The sequence below is a fragment of the Nodosilinea sp. FACHB-131 genome, assembly GCF_014695395.1.
GTDB lineage: Bacteria > Cyanobacteriota > Cyanobacteriia > Phormidesmidales > Phormidesmidaceae > Nodosilinea.
Genome location: NZ_JACJOF010000025.1, coordinates 88,112 through 106,164, shown reverse-complemented (window position 1 = coordinate 106,164; position 18,053 = coordinate 88,112). Strand labels below are relative to the sequence as shown.

Genomic DNA, 18,053 nt, shown 5'->3' with positions numbered 1-18,053 from the left:
TCAAGATGATCCACTGACGTGAAAATAGCTATAGACTCATTTTCATGCAAAGGGAATGTGCAATTGACTTTAGTCAATCCACATTCTAAATGTTCTCTCTGGCCAAAGCCCTATGCTCACTGGGGCGTAAGCCTTGTGATTTAGTCTGCTCACCCACAGCTTTTCAACTAACTCATAGTCATTTAGCTACCGGCGCTCCCCCCGCGGAGATTGCTGAAAGGAGGTTCTATGTCCGGTTATTCGCGTCGCAAGTTTCTGGCTACTGCTGGTGTATCGGCGGCTAGTTCGTTGCTGCTCAAAGGCTGTTTGGGCAATCCCCCATCGGCTACGGTTACCGCCTCGCCGGTAGCTGCCGCTGCTCCCTTATCCGCCGCTGACACGCCTGAGACCCCTAAAGTCAAGCTGGGCTACATTCCCATCGTGGAAGCGGCCCCGCTGATCATTGCCCAGGAAAAGGGCTTTTTTGCCAAGTACGGCATGACCGAGGTAGAAGTCGCCAAGCAGGCAAGCTGGGCCGCTGCGCGGGATAACGTCACCATTGGTTCTGCCGGAGGCGGCATTGACGGTGGCCAGTGGCAAATGCCCATGCCCCATCTGCTCAGCGAAGGCATTATTACCGACGGCAGAAAAGTTCCTATGTATGTGTTGGCTATGCTCAACACCCAAGGGAATGGCATTGCTATTGCCAATCTGCACCAAGGTAAAGGCTTTGGGCTAGATCTCTCTGGGGCGGCAGACTACATCAAGGGTTTCTCTGCTAGCCAGGGCCGCAAGTTTAAGGCAGCCTTCACCTTTCCCAACGCCAACCAGGATTTTTGGATTCGCTACTGGTTCGCTGCTGGCGGCATTGACCCCGACCAAGACATTGAACTGTTGACAGTGCCCTCCGCCGAAACGTTGCAGGGCATGCGCAACGGCACCATGGATGCCTTCAGCACCGGTGATCCCTGGCCCTATCGAATTGTGAGCGACAAAGTTGGGTTCTTGGGAGCACTGACCCAAGAAATGTGGGCCTTTCATCCTGAGGAATACCTGGCAATCCGAGCCGATTGGGTCGATGCTAACCCCAAAGCGACCAAGGCCTTACTTAAAGGCATTATGGAGGCCCAACAATGGGCCGATAAGCCCGAAAACCGCGATGAGTTAGTGCAGATCACCGCTGGTCGCAATTACTTCAACATTCCTCCCGACGTGCTGACGAATCCGTTCAAAGGCAATTACGCCATGGGCGATGGCAAGGCCGACATCAATAGTTTTGATGCTGGGCCGCTGTACTGGAAAGACCCCAAGGGTAGCGTTTCTTATCCCTATAAGAGCCACGACCTATGGTTTCTCACCGAAAGTCTGCGCTGGGGCTTCCACAAAGATAAGCTCGCCGACATCGACACCGTTAAACGCATTGTCGACGCCGTCAACCGCGAAGACCTCTGGCGCGAGGCTGCTACCGAAGCAGGGTTTACCGCCGACATTCCTGCCGATACGTCTCGCGGTGTTGAAACCTTCTTCGACGGCATCAAGTTTGACCCTGCTAACCCTGAGGCATACCTCAACAGCCTTCAGATTAAGCGGGTCTAGGAGGAGAGGGGTAGATGGGTAAGCGGGTGGATGGGTAGGTGGGTGATCATGCTTAACTCCTTTCTCCATCTACACATCCAGACATTCACCCATCTACCCCTAATCCTTCCAACAGCACTGGTTCAGAGAGAGATGACCAGAGGCGAGAGCATGGGGTCCATCGTCCACAGCAGCCCCATTCCCTCTTGCCTCGGTGCCTGAACCAGCCTACCTCGGCCGGTCTCCCCAAAGAAAGGCCGAGGTGGGTTTCCTCCTCAAAGCGTTTGTGATTTTTTCCTTTTAGCTTAGGTACGGCAACTATGGTTACTCACTCTCAAGTTCGCAAGCAGGCGCGCCCTAACCCAGTTCTGGCTTCGGTCCAGCAGTTTTGGCAAAAGCGCGGCCCTGACCTGGTTCCCCCTATCATTGGTATTGCGGTATTTTTAACAATCTGGCAACTGGTGTCGTCGTCGGGGCTAACTCGGCTACCAGGCCCCCTCAGCCTTTGGACTGACACTCGAACCCGTGAGCTGCTGCTCTACCCGTTTTACGATCTGGGCGGGTTAAATAAGGGGCTCTTTTGGCAGACCTGGGCCAGCCTGGGTCGGGTGGCCCAAGGCTACACCGCCGCGGCTGTGGTCGGTATTTCGGTCGGGGTTTTGGTGGGCACCAGCCCCTGGCTCAATAAGGCCACCTACCCAATCTTTCAGTTTTTGCGGATGGTGGCACCCCTGGCCTGGGTACCCATCGCCCTGGTGGCGCTGCAACAAAACCAACCCGCCGCCATCTTCGTGATTTTCATCACGGCCGTGTGGCCCATCTTGATCAACACCATTGAGGGCGTGCGGCAGATTCCTGAGGACTACGACAACGTGGCCAAGGTGCTGCAACTGTCTCGCAAAGACTATTACTTAAACATTCTGTTTCCGTCGGCGCTGCCCTATATCTTTACCGGGCTGCGGATTGCAATCGGTCTGGCCTGGCTGGCGATTATTGCGGCAGAAATTGTGATGTCGGGGATTGTGGGCATCGGTTTCTTTATCTGGGATGCCTACCAGCAGAACTACATCAGCGAAATTATTTTGGCGGTGTTTTATATCGGCTTTGTAGGGCTGCTGCTCGATCGCGCGATCGCCTTTTTGCAGATGAAGATTGCTCCGGCTAGAAAGTAGAAGACCTGTAGGGTTATTCAACTTTTGCAAATTTAGGTGGTGGGCATTGCCCACCCTACGGCATTACTCTACGACGATCGCGAGGATAGAACTATGAGCTTATTGGTGGCAGTAGACCAGGTTAATAAGATCTTTTCCTTATCTGATGGTGGTGAATATATCGCCCTTAAAGGCATTGATTTAAAGATTAAAACAGGCGAATTTGTTTCCTTTATTGGCCACTCGGGCTGTGGTAAGTCGACCCTGCTAAATATGATTGCTGGCCTCTCGCTGCCCAGCTCGGGAGTGCTCACCCTGGAGGGCAAGAAAATCACCGAACCCGGCCCCGATCGCATGGTGGTGTTCCAAAACTATTCGCTGTTGCCCTGGCGATCGGTGCGCGAGAACATTGCTCTGGCAGTGAACTCGGTCTATGGCGACATGCCCAAGGGCGATCGCCGCGCCATTGTCGAAGAGCACATTAACCTGGTGGGCTTGCAGCATGCTGCCGACAAATGGCCCGACCAGCTCTCGGGGGGGATGAAGCAGCGGGTGGCGATCGCCCGCGCCCTGGCCATTCGCCCCAAGCTACTGCTGCTGGATGAACCCTTTGGAGCGCTGGACGCCCTGACGCGCGGTAATCTGCAAACCCAGCTGATGCGGATCTGCGATGAGAACAACGTTACCGCCGTGATGGTTACCCACGATGTGGATGAGGCGGTGCTGCTCAGCGATCGCATCGTTATGCTCACCAACGGCCCCGGTGCCGAAATTGGCAACATTTTAGAGGTTGATATTCCCCGCCCCCGCCAGCGCATGGAAGTGGTAGAGCACCCCAGCTACTACAGTCTGCGCAGCGAAATTATTTACTTCCTCAACCAGCAAAAGCGGATCAAGAAGCTGCGGGCCAGAAAAACTACGGCGGTGGCTCGCCACGGGCTAGAGAAGGTGAACTTGGACATTGGCTTTGTGCCACTGACCGCCTGTGCTCCGGTGGCGATCGCCAAGGAAAAAGGCTTTTTTGCCAAGCACGGCCTGGAGGAAGTCAACCTGACCCGCGAAACCAGCTGGCGCGGCATTGTGGACGGCATCGCTGGAGGCTACCTAGATGCGGCCCAAATGCCCTCCGGGATGCCCCTGTGGTTTTCTCTCGGCGGCCACAAGAATACTCCGCTGCCCGTGGTCAGTGCGCTGACTATGACCCGAAACGGCAACGCCATCACTCTGTCGCGGCGCTTCTACGAGCAGGGCGTCCATAGCCTGAATGCCTTTCGCGATATGCTGCACCGCACTCCCGAAACTCAGCACCGCATGGGTATGGTGCATCCGTCGTCGATGCACAACCTGCTGCTACGCTACTGGCTAGCGGCGGGCGGCATCGACCCCGATCGCGACCTGGCGCTGCAAACCATTCCCCCAGCCCAGATGGTGGTGGATCTGAAGAACAACGCGATCGACGGCTTCTGCGTCGGTGAACCCTGGAACCTGCGCGCTGCCATGGACGAGGTAGGCTTTACCATTGCCACCGATCGCGAAATTTACGACGGCCACCCCGGCAAGGTGCTCGGCGTGCGCGAAGACTGGGCTGCCGCCTACCCCAACACCCACATCGCCCTTACCAAGGCCTTGCTCGACGCCTGCCGCTACTGCGCCGACCCCGAAAACGAGCTAGAGATTCGCCAGATTCTCTCCCAGCGAGCCTACCTGGGCACCCCAATCGACTACATTCACCTGGGCGACCCCAACACCAAAGTCTGCGAGCTACAAAAGCCCATGCGCGAGTACGCCCACCACCTGTTCTTTGGCGACGGAGCTAACCGCCCCAGCCGCACCGAGCACCTCTGGCACATGACCCAGCTTGCTCGCTGGGGCGACGTTCCCTTCCCTCGCAACTGGCTAGAGATTCTCGAACGTATCGTACGGGTCGATGTCTACAGCACCGCCGCCCGCGAACTGGGCCTGCTCGACGCCAAATTTACGCGCGGCAGCATTCACCTGTTCGACGGCACCGATTTCGACGCCCAAGACCCGATCGGCTACCTCAACAGCCTCGCTATCAAGCGCGACATCACTATTGCCGAGGTGGTGTTTGATGGGCGAGTGGCAGCTTTGGCGGCGTAGGGGTAAGAGAGTGGGGGGTAGGCGGGTGGATGGGTGGATGGGTGACGCTATCTCCTTATTCATCCAAGTCAGGGTTTGGAACCTCAGGGTTTATTGTCCCCAACACCTTCATTAGCAGAACAAGGGTTTAAACCGATGATCGGCCAATCCTTTCCGTGGGGTGAAGGGCGGCGGAACGCCCTTCGAGAAGGGGGTCTGGGGCCAGCGAAATGGCCCCAGCGGTACCTCTGGCTCCTCACCCGTCACCTCCGTCAGCCATATAACTCATGCCTTCGCAGATCCCCTCGGCAACCAACATCTCAATGCCTAGAACATCCCAACCAAAAATTCAGGAGCAAAACCATGCAACCTACCCCTCTCAAACTCAAGTCCCGTCGCCCCGCTCAGTCCGAGGTGAACTATAACCAGCCCTACCCCAATCAGGGCTTTCTGGTTTTTGATCAAGTCTGCAAAAGCTTTCCCACTGCCAAGGGCAGATTTCCAGTACTAGAAAACGTCAATCTGACCATTCAACAAGGCGAATTCGTTTGCTTTATTGGCCACTCCGGCTGCGGCAAATCGACTCTGCTCAGCCTGGTCTCAGGTTTTCAGCAGGCTACCCAAGGCTCCGTCACCCTCAACGGCCAACCCATCCTCAAACCCGGCCCCGATCGCATGGTGGTCTTCCAAAACTACGCCCTGCTGCCCTGGCGCACCGTGTTTGAGAACGTCTACCTGGCGGTGAAAACAGTGTGGCCCAACAAGCCCGAGGCCCAAAAGCGAGCGATCGTGCGCGATCACCTGGCCATGGTAGGGCTCAGCGAAGCCGCCGACAAGCGCCCCGATCAGATCTCCGGCGGCATGCGCCAGCGAGTTTCCATTGCCCGTGCCCTAGCCATTCGCCCTGAGGTGCTGATTCTCGACGAACCCTTTGGGGCGCTCGACGCCATCACTAAAGAAGAACTTCAGGAAGAGCTGCTGCAGATTTGGAACGACCACCGGTGTACGGTCTTGATGATTACTCACGACATCGATGAGGCGTTATTCCTAGCCGATCGCCTAGTGATGATGACCAATGGCCCTGCCGCCACCATCGGCGAGGTGATGGATATCCCCTTCGAGCGGCCCCGCGATCGCGATCAGATTATGGAAGATCCCCAGTACTACCAGTTGCGCAACCACGCCCTCGATTTTCTCTACAATCGCTTTGCCCACGACGAAGGTTAGCAACTACTAAATCCCAGGGTTTTAGTCAGCTCTACGGGTCGGTCTGTAGAGCTAGAACTAAAACCCTGGGATTTTTGCCCACAGGCTACGCTAGGAGTGGATTGTGGCTATGGCCACCCGTTAACAGTTGAGCGGTGGCGATTAGGCCTGCTCCCAAATTTGTCGGATTTCACCGGGAAGAATTGAAGCAATTTCCTGGTTTCGTTCGGCAGGTAAAATTTCCTTCGTGGCTGAGAATACGGCTTCTGTCACTTCCTCGGGAGCAACCCCGGCGGGCAAGGCACCTTCTTGCTGTAGACGCAGCATAAATGTCCCGGGCTTAATGTGTAAATTTTGTGCGGGGCTAATGCGGCTAAAAAAAGCGACCATGACGTTGGGATCTTTCCAAAGATCGAGCACTTCTTGCTCCGATTCAGACGCGTTTGCTTTGAGATCTTCTTCAATCCGATCGCTGGTTTTGTTCAACATCATATCCCGCAAAATTCGGAACACTATATTTGTTGCTCGCTCAGCATCGTTAGCGGTTTGCAAACTACTCCGCTCTAAGACTTTATCGAGAAAGGATTGTTGCTGGGTTTGGCTGGCCATGATTTCTCACTACAATTTTTCAGAAAATGAATTGAACTAAATCAATTCATCGGACTTCCACTACATGTTGCGAAGTGTAAAGACAGATTCCATCCATCTTTTGGCAGACCATCTGGCAACGGTGTTAAGACAAGCAATTATTACTATCTTCGAATTGAGGTTGAACTGCGGAGCAGATCGCTGAGCTACTGGTTAAGATGTTTGCTCCTTCAAAGTTCAGTCTGTTAAGACGGTAAAATTAGCTCTTTCGACCCATATCGCGTGGCCATTTTTTGTTCTTAACAACTGCCTAAATAGCCCCTCAGTCATGGATGACAAAACAGTGACTTTGCAGACGTTGTGCCCACGGCTCGAATTCTGCGAATTTTGGCAATTTTAGGCAGTTTACGTCAAGTTTCATCCAACACCGCTTTGCTACAGGCGGCGATCGCCCTCTCACCAGAATTTGTTGAAATGAATCTGTATGACGGCCTTGGTAACTTGCCCCACTTCAACCCCGACCTGGAGACCGTGGAACTGCCATCTGTAGCCGGTCTGCGAGCCCAGGTGAGAGGGGCAGATGGCATCATAATTTCTACCCCCGAATATGCCCACGGCGTACCGGGCGTCTTGAAGAACGCGCTGGACTGGTTGGTAAGTGGCGAGGAGTTTATAGGCAAGCCAGTTGCGTTATTCAATGCTTCACCCCGAGCCACTCACGCCCAGGCATCGCTGATCGAAATTGTGACTACGATGGCAGGGCGGATTGTGCCTGAAGCCTGCGTTACGGTTTCTTTGCTGGGCAAAAATTTAGATGCCGCCGGAATTCTAGCTGAGCCAGAGATTTCAAGCGAATTGAGCGCTGCCATCATAGCGTTCACCAACGGAATTGAACCATCTACAGCGACTACGCCCAGGCTATAACCCGTGACGATGGCTCAGGTATGAGCGCCTCGCTGTCGACGCTAGGGCTGGGCAGGCTTGACCAGATATTTGGGCGACTCCACATAGCCCTGCCGGTAGTAAAACCGATGGGCCTGCTCGCGGCGGCTGTGGCAGTGCACTTCGATGCGATCGCACCCCCGCGCCCAAGCTAGCTCACTGGCCGCTGTTTCCAGGGCCGCGCCCACCCCCTGCCCCCGCGCTTCTGGAGCAACGCAAAAATAGCTGATGCGGCAAAAATCGCCCAGCAGGGCCAGCTGCGGGATAAAGTGCAGCGAGATGAAACCGACGACGGCGTCATTTTCCACGGCGACGAGAAGCGCCGCATCGGCATGGGTGAGCTGCCGCTGGAGGCTGTGGCTGACAAAGTCGGGGGTGACGGGGTAATCGAGGGCAGTGAGCAGGGCCGCGATCGCCACGCCATCTGTTGCCGCGCCGGGTCTAATCTGCATGGGCGATCGGGGTTAGGTCTACTTGAGGGGCCACCACGACACCTTGTCGCGGGTGGCCCCGTACACTTCCTTTAGCCCCTCGGGGTCAACTACCTGCACCTGGTCATTGGCCGACTCGGCGGTTTTGCTGGTTTTGATGTAGCCTGCTTTCGTTAGCCCCTTTAAGACCTGCTCAACGGTGCGGTGGTTGAGCTGGCAGGCGCGGGCAATTAGATCGATGGGCAGGTCAAAGCAGTAGCTGGAGCTGGTGCCCTGGGGTTGACTGCCCAGGCTGCGCTCTTGGTAGATCAGCGCCCGCAGCAGCGCCGCCACCGCCTGGGGGGGATAAGTGCTGCAATTGAGCAGGTGATACTGAAACTTTTCGCGTAGCTCAAATAGAAGCGAGTAGCGATCGCGAAAAGCTTCGTGCTGGTCGTACAGCGATTGCACCACCGTCACCGGCACCTTGATCACGTCGGTGGTTTTATAAGCCTCTACTAAGCTAGGAAACGCCCGCACCACCGGCCCAAACCCCACCGGCAAATTGCGCATGCCAAAACAGGCTCCGGGGTAGGTCATGGCAATCACCCGGTCGAGGGGGGTGCTGCGCATGATCACCGGGCCGCCCTCGACCACCACGTAGAGGTGCTCTAACCAGGTCTGCGGACGAAAGGCCGTATACACCGGCCGATTAGAGTACAGCTTTTCTACGACCAAGACGCTAGGGTCTAACCCGTTGAGCAGGTCCTTGGCCTCTAGGCCCTGAAACAAAAAACTTTTTGTGGTCAAGGTTTCGACGGCATCAGTCGCCGCAACCTGGCCTTTTTGCCTTGCCATACTGCACTACAGGTTCGTTACCCCGCCATTGTCCCTCGAAAACTACGCTTGCTCAAGAATTCTTGACCGCAATCTCGATTGACCTGTGTTTGAATTGGAGAATTGAACCGCGTAGGGTCAGCTGAGCTGACAGTAAATGGTAGGGCAGCGAGCGATCGCCTAGGGCATCAAGCCGCCCCCCAACAAAATCACAAGACAACCTTAGTAACCGTCGTCGGCTTCAGTGTTGAACCACAAATCGGCATCTAGCTCGACTAAATCGAGCAGGGCCTCGTGAATTGTGCCGGCCTGGCCCTCAATGGCTAGATCAAACCAGCCGTCCTCCTGGCCGTTAGCCCCTAGCAGGGCACCCAAAATATTCACCTTAAGCCCGTAGCGGTTGATCAGGTTTGAGATGACCGGGTCGGGGTGGCGCGCCTTGGGAATGCGAATTTTGACTTGGGTTTGCACCAGGCTTTCTGGATCCTTAAGGTGGATTGCCTCAAGGCCATAGTCGGGAGAAATAGACGCCATCGCAAGCCTCCTTAGTGACTTTTGCTCTGAATGCCGGCGCCGCGCTCTAGCACAAACTTCACCACCAGGGTGACTACAGCCAAACAGGCCAGCAGCAGGGCGGCGGTGTAGGCCGCTTGGCTGTTGTATTGGATGTGCGCCTCTTCAATAAAGAGGGGCAGGGTTTGGGTTTTGCCGACAATGTTGCCCGAAACCACGGTTACCGCTCCAAACTCACCCATGGCCCGCGCGTTAGTCAAAATTAGGCCGTAGAGCAAACTCCACTTAATCGACGGCAGCGTGACCCGCCAAAAGGTCTGCCACTGACTTGCCCCCAGGGTGGCAGCCGCCTCTTCTTGCTGGGTGCCCGCTTCTTCGAGGGCGGGCAGCACCTCACGGGCAATAAAGGGCATAGTGATAAAAATACTGGCCATGACGATGCCCGGCAGGGCAAAGATAATCTTGATGCCGTTGGCATCGAGCAGAGGCCCAAACCACCCCCGGTTGCCAAACAGCAGCACCAGCATAAGACCCGCAACCACCGGCGATATCGAGAAGGGCAGGTCGATGATGCTGATTAGGAGCGATCGCCCCGGAAAATTTTTGTTGGCCAACGACAGCGCCGCACAGAGCCCAAATACCGTGTTCAGCGGTACCGTAATTGCTGCCGTAATCAACGTCAGCCTAACCGCATTCAAAAAGAACTTGTTGCTAAACGTTTCAAGCAACCCGGGCAGACCCGCCTTGAATGCTTGAACAAAGACGTTGAGGGTCGGCACCAGCAAAATTAGCCCCAGGAAGCCAAAGACAAAGGCTACCAGCAGCCACTTGCCCCACTGAAACGCTGCTCCCTGAGATTTAGACCCAGCGGCGGCAACGGGTTGTTGTAGAGATGAATCAGCCATAGAAGCGCCTCCCGCGGGCTTGAATAAGGTTGATCACCAGCAGTGCCGATAGCGAAATCAGCAGCAGCACCGTGCCAATTACCGTGGCCCCGGCGTAGTCAAATTGTTCCAAACGCTGAACGATCAGCACTGGGGCGATTAGGTCTTGAAAGGGAATATTGCCCGCAATAATCACCACTGAGCCGTATTCGCCCACCGCCCGCGAAAAGCCCATGGCCACGCCCGTAAGAATGGCAGGCATCAGCGGCGGCAAAATTACCCGCCTAAAGGTCTGCCACTGGGAAGCCCCCATAGACCAGGCGGCCTCCTCCATTTCTGGCTCCATGTCTTGCAGCACTGGCTGCACCGTCCGCACCGAAAAGGGCAGCGCGATGAAGATCATCGCCACCAGCACCCCCAGTCGGGTAAACGATACTTTGATGCCAAAGGGCTCTAGAAAGCCGCCAATCCAGCCGTTGGTGCTGTAGATAGTGGACAGGGTTAAGCCAGCCACCGCCGTGGGTAGAGCAAAGGGCAGATCGATGATGGCATCTAAAAATCGCTTTCCCGGAAACTCGTAGCGCACCAGCACCCAGGCAATAATCAGCCCAGCAAAGCCGTTGATAATGCTGGCCACCAGCGCCGTAAAAAAGGTGACGTTGTAGGTCGAGATGGCTACCGGATCGGTAGCAATGCGCCAAATTTCTGCCGGGTTGAGGGTCAGCGCCTTGAGTACGAGCGCCGCCATCGGCAAAAACAAAAACAGAATGAGATAGAACCAGGTGACCCGCCAAGTCCAGGGAGCATGGAGAATCTGGTGCCAAAGACCCGGGGATGAAGACGGTGGGGATGAAGTCATGGGTGCAGAGAAAACATGTCGATTGATCGATTTCTAATGACCCTTACCTCAGCCTGCGCTCAATCGACTAGGGCTGAGGTAAGGGCCATCTACCTACTTGCCGACCTTGGATTGAACCTGGTCAAAAATTGCCCCATCGGCAAAGAACTTTTTGTCGATCTCTTCCCAACCGCCTAGATCAGCCACCGTAAACAGGGTTTCGATTTTAGGAAACTGATCGGCAAACTGTTCACCCACCTCTGGGTCGGAGGGGCGGAAGCCCACTTTGGCAAACTCCTCTTGGGCCTCTGGGGTAAACAGAAACTCCACAAAGGCTTCAGCGACCTCGCGGGTGCCGTGCTTATCCACATTGGCATCGACAACGGCAACGGGGTTATCAATGGAAATATTCACCTCGGGAACTACAAAAGGCAGCTCTTCGCCATTTTGGGCGGCCAGCAGCACTTCGTTTTCGTAGTTGATGAGCACATCGCCCTGGCCTCGGTTGAAAAACACGTCGGTGGATTCTCGCGCATCCTTGGGCAGCACCGGCACATTCTGATAGACCTTGGTGACGAAGTCTAGGGCAGCGGCATCATCGCCACCGGTCTGGGTCTGAAAACCCCAGGCTGCTAAAAAGTTCCATTTGGCACCGCCGGAGGTTTTGGGGTTGGCGGTCACCACCTGCACATCGTCGCGGGCCAGGTCTTCCCATCCCTGGATATTTTTGGGGTTGCCCTCGCGGGTGACCAGCGCCGCTACTGAGGAATGCACAATGGCGCTGTTGGGAGCTTCGCTTTCCCAGCCCGCTTCAATCAGGCCGCCCTCTTCAATTTTCTTGGTGTCTCCAGCCAGGGCCAGGGCGACAACATCAGCCTCTAGCCCGTCGAGCACAGCCCGAGTTTGGGAGCCTGAGCCACCGTAGCTCTGGTTAAAGGTGACATCTTGACCCGTTTCCGTCTTCCACTTCTCGGTGAACTTAGGAATGATTTGCTCGTAAGCAGCCTGGGTCACGGCGTAGGAGACCAGAGTGAGCTCTACGGGGCCGGCGGCAGCGGTGGTCGATTCGCCATTGCTGGCTTCGGGAGTCGATGTAGTGCTACCGCAGGCGGCTAGGGTACCCGCCAGCCCTAGACCGGCCGCAAACAAGATTGCCGATCGCCGCGAAATATAACGTTGAGGTGATGTCATGGGTAGCTCTCCAAAGAATCTCCGGTATCTCGATAGGGTTTTCGAGGATTACGTCTATGGACTGTATCATAAAATTTTGGACTTAGATCCAAAATGAAGTTGAAGTCATTTGCACATTTTTTTAGAATTGGATCGGTCTGGTTTTGGGATGAGTTGCAATTTTATTGTGGGTGGGGTAGCGTAGGTTCACATTGCAGCTCGGTCAGTGGGCGATTCCCCTTTGGGGACACTTGGTGAACGCCCCTGAAGAACTGAGGCGCACCCTGCCCCTGCTGCCTAGGTTTGGGTTTGAGGTGATGGGAAACGTGGCACCGCTTCGCTAAGCTCCGATGTCGCATCCCCGTTGAAGCACACTGTCGATTTTAGGAAACACCCGTGGGAATCAGAGTAGACAACGTTTCAAAACGGTTTGGGGATTTTCAGGCCCTTGAGCCCATCACTCTGGATATTAAGAGTGGTTCTTTGGTGGCCCTGCTGGGGCCTTCGGGCTCGGGTAAGTCGACCCTGCTGCGGGTGATTGCCGGTTTAGAGCAGGCCGACACCGGCAGAATCTACATTTCGGCTCAAGATGCCACCCACAAGACGGTGCAAGACCGCCAGGTGGGTTTTGTGTTTCAGCACTACGCGCTGTTTAAGCACCTCACCGTTCGCAAAAACGTGGCCTTTGCCCTAGAGCTACAAAAGTGGCCCAAAGAGCGGATTAAGAATCGGGTTGATACCCTGCTAGATCTGGTGCAGCTGGATGGGTTGGGCGATCGCTACCCCTCTCAGCTGTCGGGCGGTCAGCGGCAGCGGGTGGCCCTGGCGCGGGCCCTCGCCGTTGAGCCCCAGGTGCTGCTGCTCGACGAGCCCTTCGGTGCCCTTGATGCCAAGGTGCGCAAGGACTTGCGCGACTGGCTGCGCCATCTCCACAACGATGTGAATGTCACCACTGTATTCGTTACCCACGACCAGGAAGAGGCGATGGAAATTGCCGACGAAATCGTGGTGATGAGCCAGGGTCGAGTCGAGCAGGTGGGCTCCCCCGCTGAGGTTTACGAGAACCCAGCCACTCCCTTTGTGATGAGCTTTATCGGCGCAGTCAACGTGCTCTCTCCCGACAACACCTGGAAATCGCTTCACCGCGACGCCCCCACCCACGGGGAGGTGTTTTTGCGCCCCCACGACATCGAGATCTTCACCGACCATCAAGACGGCAGCGTCGCTGCCACGATCAACCACATCATCCACCTGGGCTGGACAATTCGCATCGAACTCACCCTCGAAAACGGCCATCCGATTACCGCTCACATCAACCGAGAGCAGTACCGCGACCTGGGCGTTGAGACGGGGCAAACGGTTTACCTGCGGGCCAAGCTCATTCGCAGCTTTGCAGCCACGGCGGGCTACGCGCCATCGGTAGCTTAGCGCTCAGGAAAACTGTAAAAACCTCGATTCTCCCACCCCCGTTTTCGGGGGTGGGAGAATTGCTTGCGAGCATCTTTGTTGCAGCCCAATGTTGGCGAATCGGTAAAACTGGGCCAAGACCTGCCCCTGGCCCAGTGCTTTGACCCTAACTGGCGTTTAGCTGGTTTAGTCCAGCGGTGTGTCGACCGGAGAGCTTCAATATAATGTCATAGTGGTTTTGGCATTCCCGATTCGGAGGCCAAGACGTAAGCAGGTAGGCGGGCAATGGGGTTAGCAGGCATAGAACTGGGGCTAGCGGTCGGTGGATTAGCGCAGCTGGCGTCACCGGGACCAATTATCTTTCAGCTGGGGCCATTGGCCATTCGCTGGTATGGCCTGCTGATTGCGATTGCCTTGGCAATTGGCATTACCCTGGCGCAGCGGTTGGCCCAGCGGCGCGGGCTTGACCCTGAGGCGATCGCTGACTTGTCGATCTGGCTGGTGCTGGGGGCACTGCCCGCCGCAAGACTCTATTACGTCGCCTTTGAGTGGGATCGCTACGCCAACAACCCGCTGAGTGCCTTCGCCATCTGGCAGGGGGGCATTGCCATTCACGGGGCGATCTTGGGCGGTATGCTGGCGGCGCTGTTGTTTGCCCGCCTCAATCGACTGTCGTTTTGGGCACTGGCGGATGTGGTGGCCCCGGCTTTGGTGCTGGGCCAAGCTATCGGTCGCTGGGGCAATTTCTTTAACTCCGAAGCCTTTGGTGGCCCGACCAACTTGCCCTGGCGAGTTTACATTCCCCCCGCCCAGCGCCCCCTCGGTCTGGAGGCTGTGGAGTACTATCACCCCACCTTTCTATACGAGTCGCTATGGAATCTGGGGGTATTCGCCCTGGTGCTGTGGCTATTTTTCTGGGGTCTGCGCCACCCCGAACGGCTGAAGACCGGCACGCTCTTTTTGGTTTACTTTGCTACCTATAGCCTGGGTCGCCTGTGGATTGAAGGGTTGCGCCTTGACAGCCTGATGCTGGGGCCGCTGCGAATGGCTCAGGTGGTGAGCCTCGCCGGCATAGCGCTGGGGGTGGCTGGGCTGCTGTGGCTGTATGTCGGGCGGCGCTCGCTGCCCGATGTGGCCAAAGGCAGCTAGTCCCCAATTGAGATTAGGTACGGGCTTGAGAACAATGTCTTGAACCAAAAAACGCCCTGGAGTGATATCCAGGGCGCAGTAGGGGAGTGACGATTGACGGTCGGTGGAGGATTACTGCGGCGGGTCACCGCCTTCGGGACCGCATCCACCCCCTCGGCCTCCGCCCATGTTGCTGCGCAGGGCCTCCTGTAGGTCAGTTTCGCTGACGCCTAGCTCAGTGGCGGCAGCGGCCAGGTCAGGGCGTGGCGGCGGCTCGGCGGGCAGGCCCAGGGCTTCTTTCAAGGCGGCTTCACTGACGCCCAGCTGCGTAGCGGCGGTGGCCAGTCTTTGGCCGCGATCGCCATCTCTGCCGCTGCGCAGGGCTTCCTGTAGCTCAGTTTCGCTCACCCCCAACTCTGTAGCGGCGGCGGCCAAGTCAGGACGCGGTGGTGGCTCGGCAGGCAGGCCCAAGGCGGCCTTGAGGGCGGCTTCGCTAACGCCCAGCTCAGCGGCAGCGTTGGCCAACCCTTCCCCGTGACCTCGACCCTGGCCCTCGGGCCGCTGGGCGGGCTCGGTCGGAGTAGCTGCGGGCTGCGGAGGTTGGCCCTGGGTAGTTTGGCTAAAGGCGGCCAGACCCAGGCCTCCCACCAGGGCAGCGGCCAGGCCAGCGGTCAGCAGTGAACGATGAATTACCATGGATGATTTGCTCCGGTGGTTTAGGTTGACGATTTTTATTAAGCCTGGGCACTATGGCACAACCATGGCCGCCAAATTACAGCTTTGTCATTTTTGCGACCCGCTGGGAGTGCTAGTAGTTTGGTTAAGTTAAAAGTGACAGGCCAGTGAGGGGGCAAGGTCTAGGGTTTGGGGCCTAGGGTTCACGACCTGCCTTGAACCTGAGACCTTAAACCCTGAACCCCAAGTCACAAAGCTTGTCCTAAGTCGCTTGGTCGAGTGCTGGGCTGTGAGCGCCTATGAACGTTTTATTAGTCGAAGACGAGGCCAAAATTGCTAGTTTTGTAGCCCAGGGGCTGCAAGAACAGGGCTTTGTGGTCGACACTTGCCCCAACGGCACCGAAGGCTATGCCCTGGCCACCGATCGCACTTACGACGTGGTGCTGCTCGACATCATGGTGCCCGGGATGGATGGGCTGGCCATTCTCAAGGCGCTGCGGAGCGCAGGCTACGCCGTGCCGGTAATTTTAATTACCGCCCGCAACGAGCTAGACGATCGCCTGGCCGGGCTGAATCTGGGGGCCGACGACTACATCGCCAAGCCCTTCTATGTCGAAGAACTGGTGGCCCGCATGCATGCGGTGGTACGGCGCAGCAGCGGCGAACGGCAGAATTTTTTGGCCGCTGGCCCCCTGCGCCTCGATCGCATCACCCGCGAAGTTACCTGCGGCGGGCAGCAGGTTGAGCTGACAGCGCGGGAGTTTAATCTGCTGGAATATTTGATGCGATCGCCCGGCCGAGTGCTGACCCGCACCCAAATTTTGGAACATGTCTGGGGCTACGACTTTAACCCCAGCACCAATGTCGTCGATGTGGCCATTCAGCGGCTGCGCAAAAAGCTCGACCCGCTAGAGGCGGCCCAGTGGATCGAGAGCGTGCGCGGGGTGGGCTACCGCTTTCGCCCCCCAGAAGAGAGCACCCAGTCAATTTCTCGGGGGGCACGCCCGTGACGCGACCGCTGCTGCCCCGACTCTCCCTGCAGCTGCGGCTGGCGCTGTGGTCTGCCGCCCTGGCCGGGGGGGCGCTGCTAGGGTTTGCCCTACTGTCGAGCTGGCTGATCTACCAGGCCAAGCTCGATCGCCTCGACGCTCGTTTAGAGCGCACGGCTCCCCTGGGTCGCCCCGGCGATCGCGGTGAACTGCCGCCGAGCGATCGCAGTGGCTTGCCCCCTAACCCAGAATCGGACCTGGCCCGGGACCTGGGCCTGCCTGCCGATGCCGAGGTGGGGCTTTTGCTGGTGGGCCGCACCGGGGAAGTGGTCTATCAATCGCCTCAGTGGCCCAGCGCGATCGCTCAGATCTCCCCCGCGCCCAACCCGGCCCAGGGTCGCCGAGGGCCGCGTCGCCTGATGACTGTGCAAACTCCCAGTGGTCCCTGGCGCGTGGTTGTGCGGGCTACCCCCCTGGGGCAGCTCGCGATCGCCGCTAACCTCGACGCGCTCCGCCAGGAGATGGCCACCCTGCGACGCATCTACGTCCTGACCATTCCCGGCCTGCTGCTGGTGATTGGGGGCGGAGCCTGGGCGATCGCAGGCCAGGCGCTGCGGCCCGTGCGCCAGCTCAGCCATAGCATTGGCCAGGTAACGGCCCAGGGACTACACCAGCGAGTGCCCGCCGACTCCGACCCCGAGTTTGTGCCGCTAATTTCTGCTTTCAACGCCATGCTAGAGCGGCTAGAGCGCAGCTTTCAGCAGGCCTCCCGATTCAGCGGCGATGCTGCCCACGAGCTTAAGACTCCTCTCACCATTCTCCAAGGCGAGCTAGAGCGGGCCATTCAACAGGTCGAAACCGGCTCAGCAGCCCAGCAAACCCTCAGCCAGCTACTCGACCAGGTGCGCCACCTGAGCGGTATCGTGCGCAAACTGCTGCTGCTGTCGCTGGCCGATGCCGGGCAGATGAGCATTCATCGCCAGCCGGTCGACTTTAGCGCTCTGGTGCAGGATCAGCTGGAGGATCTCTCGCTACTGGCCCCCGATCTGGCGGTGACCGTTGAGATTGAGCTAGGCCTGGGGGTGATGGGCGATCGCGACCTGCTGGCCCAGGTCGTCCAAAACCTGATCACCAATGCGGCTAAATACAACCTGCCCCAGGGCTGGGTACGAGTCAAAGCCCACTGCGCTCAGGCACAGGTGCAGCTGACGCTAACCAACGCCACGTCACCCCTCGCCCCTAGTGAAGCCAGCCGCCTGTTCGATCGCTTCTATCGTGGCGACCCCGCCCGCGCCCGCCAAACGGAAGGACTGGGCCTAGGCCTAAGCTTAGCCCGCGAGATCGCCCGCGCCCACGGCGGCGATCTCGTGCTGGTCCCTAGCCCCGCTGGTGAGGCGTGCTTTAGCTTGCACCTGCCTCTGCCCTCTCGTTAATCGAAAGTTACAGGCTTTAGAAGGGGTTTTGGGTACAGGGTATAGGGTTTACGGTGTGAATCTGCCTTAAACCTTACACCCTGCACCCAAGCCTTCAAATTAGCTAGCACTGTCCGATCTGACAGCTAAGTACCCTTGCCCCCTGGGCAGAGAAACATTAGAGTTATGTAAACAACTGTTAACAAAGGTATAGACTAAATTAAGGAAAATACTCCACTATTGGCTTTA

General features: G+C 57.2%; 17 protein-coding genes. 9 read left to right on the top strand and 8 right to left on the bottom strand.

The features are described 5' to 3' along the window. Positions 1–228 precede the first annotated feature (228 nt). From H6F75_RS15670 to H6F75_RS15655, 4 genes are all read left to right on the top strand, one after another. Complete coding sequence (locus H6F75_RS15670; RefSeq protein WP_190753400.1) at positions 229–1,575, top strand: CmpA/NrtA family ABC transporter substrate-binding protein; 1,347 nt, start codon at positions 229–231, stop codon at positions 1,573–1,575. 299 nt (positions 1,576–1,874) lie between these two features. Continuing rightward, complete coding sequence (gene ntrB / locus H6F75_RS15665; protein ID WP_190753399.1) at positions 1,875–2,726, top strand: nitrate ABC transporter permease; 852 nt, start codon at positions 1,875–1,877, stop codon at positions 2,724–2,726. Positions 2,727–2,819: 93 nt separating this feature from the next. Beyond that, positions 2,820–4,826 (top strand): nitrate ABC transporter ATP-binding protein, encoded by a 2,007-nt coding sequence (locus H6F75_RS15660; RefSeq protein WP_190753482.1) that lies wholly within the window; start codon positions 2,820–2,822, stop codon positions 4,824–4,826. 342 nt (positions 4,827–5,168) lie between these two features. Next, the gene (locus H6F75_RS15655) at positions 5,169–6,032 is read left to right on the top strand and encodes a nitrate ABC transporter ATP-binding protein (RefSeq protein WP_190753398.1); all 864 of its coding nucleotides are present in this window, start codon (positions 5,169–5,171) and stop codon (positions 6,030–6,032) included. Positions 6,033–6,173: 141 nt separating this feature from the next. Here the strand turns inward: H6F75_RS15655 and H6F75_RS15650 are convergent, their stop codons facing one another. Continuing rightward, positions 6,174–6,620: a DUF2267 domain-containing protein gene (locus H6F75_RS15650; protein ID WP_190753397.1), complete on the bottom strand. Its 447-nt coding sequence runs from the start codon at positions 6,618–6,620 to the stop codon at positions 6,174–6,176. Positions 6,621–6,959: 339 nt separating this feature from the next. On the opposite strand from H6F75_RS15650, the gene H6F75_RS15645 reads away from it, so the two are divergent. Beyond that, positions 6,960–7,523 (top strand): NADPH-dependent FMN reductase, encoded by a 564-nt coding sequence (locus H6F75_RS15645; RefSeq protein WP_347710659.1) that lies wholly within the window; start codon positions 6,960–6,962, stop codon positions 7,521–7,523. Between the two features lie 41 nt (positions 7,524–7,564). Here the strand turns inward: H6F75_RS15645 and H6F75_RS15640 are convergent, their stop codons facing one another. From H6F75_RS15640 to H6F75_RS15615, 6 genes are all read right to left on the bottom strand, one after another. After that, positions 7,565–7,993 carry a GNAT family N-acetyltransferase gene (locus tag H6F75_RS15640; RefSeq protein ID WP_190753396.1) on the bottom strand — a complete coding sequence of 143 codons (429 nt, stop codon included), beginning with the start codon at positions 7,991–7,993 and terminating at the stop codon, positions 7,565–7,567. Positions 7,994–8,011: 18 nt separating this feature from the next. After that, positions 8,012–8,809: a Crp/Fnr family transcriptional regulator gene (locus H6F75_RS15635; protein ID WP_190753395.1), complete on the bottom strand. Its 798-nt coding sequence runs from the start codon at positions 8,807–8,809 to the stop codon at positions 8,012–8,014. A 201-nt stretch (positions 8,810–9,010) separates the two neighbouring features. Further along, entirely contained in the window at positions 9,011–9,322 is a 312-nt protein-coding gene (locus H6F75_RS15630; RefSeq protein WP_190753394.1) for an NIL domain-containing protein, read from the bottom strand. Positions 9,323–9,333: 11 nt separating this feature from the next. Then, on the bottom strand, positions 9,334–10,206 hold the full coding sequence (cysW, locus tag H6F75_RS15625) for a sulfate ABC transporter permease subunit CysW (protein WP_190753393.1): 873 nt from the start codon (positions 10,204–10,206) through the stop codon (positions 9,334–9,336). Further along, the gene (gene cysT, locus H6F75_RS15620) at positions 10,199–11,044 is read right to left on the bottom strand and encodes a sulfate ABC transporter permease subunit CysT (protein WP_190753392.1); all 846 of its coding nucleotides are present in this window, start codon (positions 11,042–11,044) and stop codon (positions 10,199–10,201) included. Before cysT ends, cysW begins: the two co-directional genes overlap by 8 nt. A 93-nt stretch (positions 11,045–11,137) precedes the next feature. Next, on the bottom strand, positions 11,138–12,214 hold the full coding sequence (locus H6F75_RS15615; protein WP_190753391.1) for a sulfate ABC transporter substrate-binding protein: 1,077 nt from the start codon (positions 12,212–12,214) through the stop codon (positions 11,138–11,140). 375 nt (positions 12,215–12,589) lie between these two features. On the opposite strand from H6F75_RS15615, the gene H6F75_RS15610 reads away from it, so the two are divergent. Both H6F75_RS15610 and lgt read left to right on the top strand, forming a co-directional pair. Beyond that, on the top strand, positions 12,590–13,621 hold the full coding sequence (locus H6F75_RS15610) for a TOBE-like domain-containing protein (RefSeq protein ID WP_190753390.1): 1,032 nt from the start codon (positions 12,590–12,592) through the stop codon (positions 13,619–13,621). Positions 13,622–13,885: 264 nt separating this feature from the next. Further along, positions 13,886–14,749: a prolipoprotein diacylglyceryl transferase gene (lgt, locus tag H6F75_RS15605; RefSeq protein WP_190753389.1), complete on the top strand. Its 864-nt coding sequence runs from the start codon at positions 13,886–13,888 to the stop codon at positions 14,747–14,749. 111 nt (positions 14,750–14,860) lie between these two features. On the opposite strand, the gene H6F75_RS15600 is transcribed toward lgt, so the two are convergent. Further along, complete coding sequence (locus tag H6F75_RS15600; protein WP_190753388.1) at positions 14,861–15,424, bottom strand: hypothetical protein; 564 nt, start codon at positions 15,422–15,424, stop codon at positions 14,861–14,863. A gap of 278 nt (positions 15,425–15,702) precedes the next feature. Between H6F75_RS15600 and H6F75_RS15595 the strand changes: the two genes are divergently transcribed. Next, positions 15,703–16,413, top strand: coding sequence for a response regulator transcription factor (locus tag H6F75_RS15595; RefSeq protein ID WP_190753387.1), 711 nt, complete (start codon positions 15,703–15,705; stop codon positions 16,411–16,413). Next, positions 16,410–17,825: an ATP-binding protein gene (locus H6F75_RS15590; RefSeq protein WP_347710658.1), complete on the top strand. Its 1,416-nt coding sequence runs from the start codon at positions 16,410–16,412 to the stop codon at positions 17,823–17,825. Before H6F75_RS15595 ends, H6F75_RS15590 begins: the two co-directional genes overlap by 4 nt. Positions 17,826–18,053 lie beyond the last annotated feature (228 nt).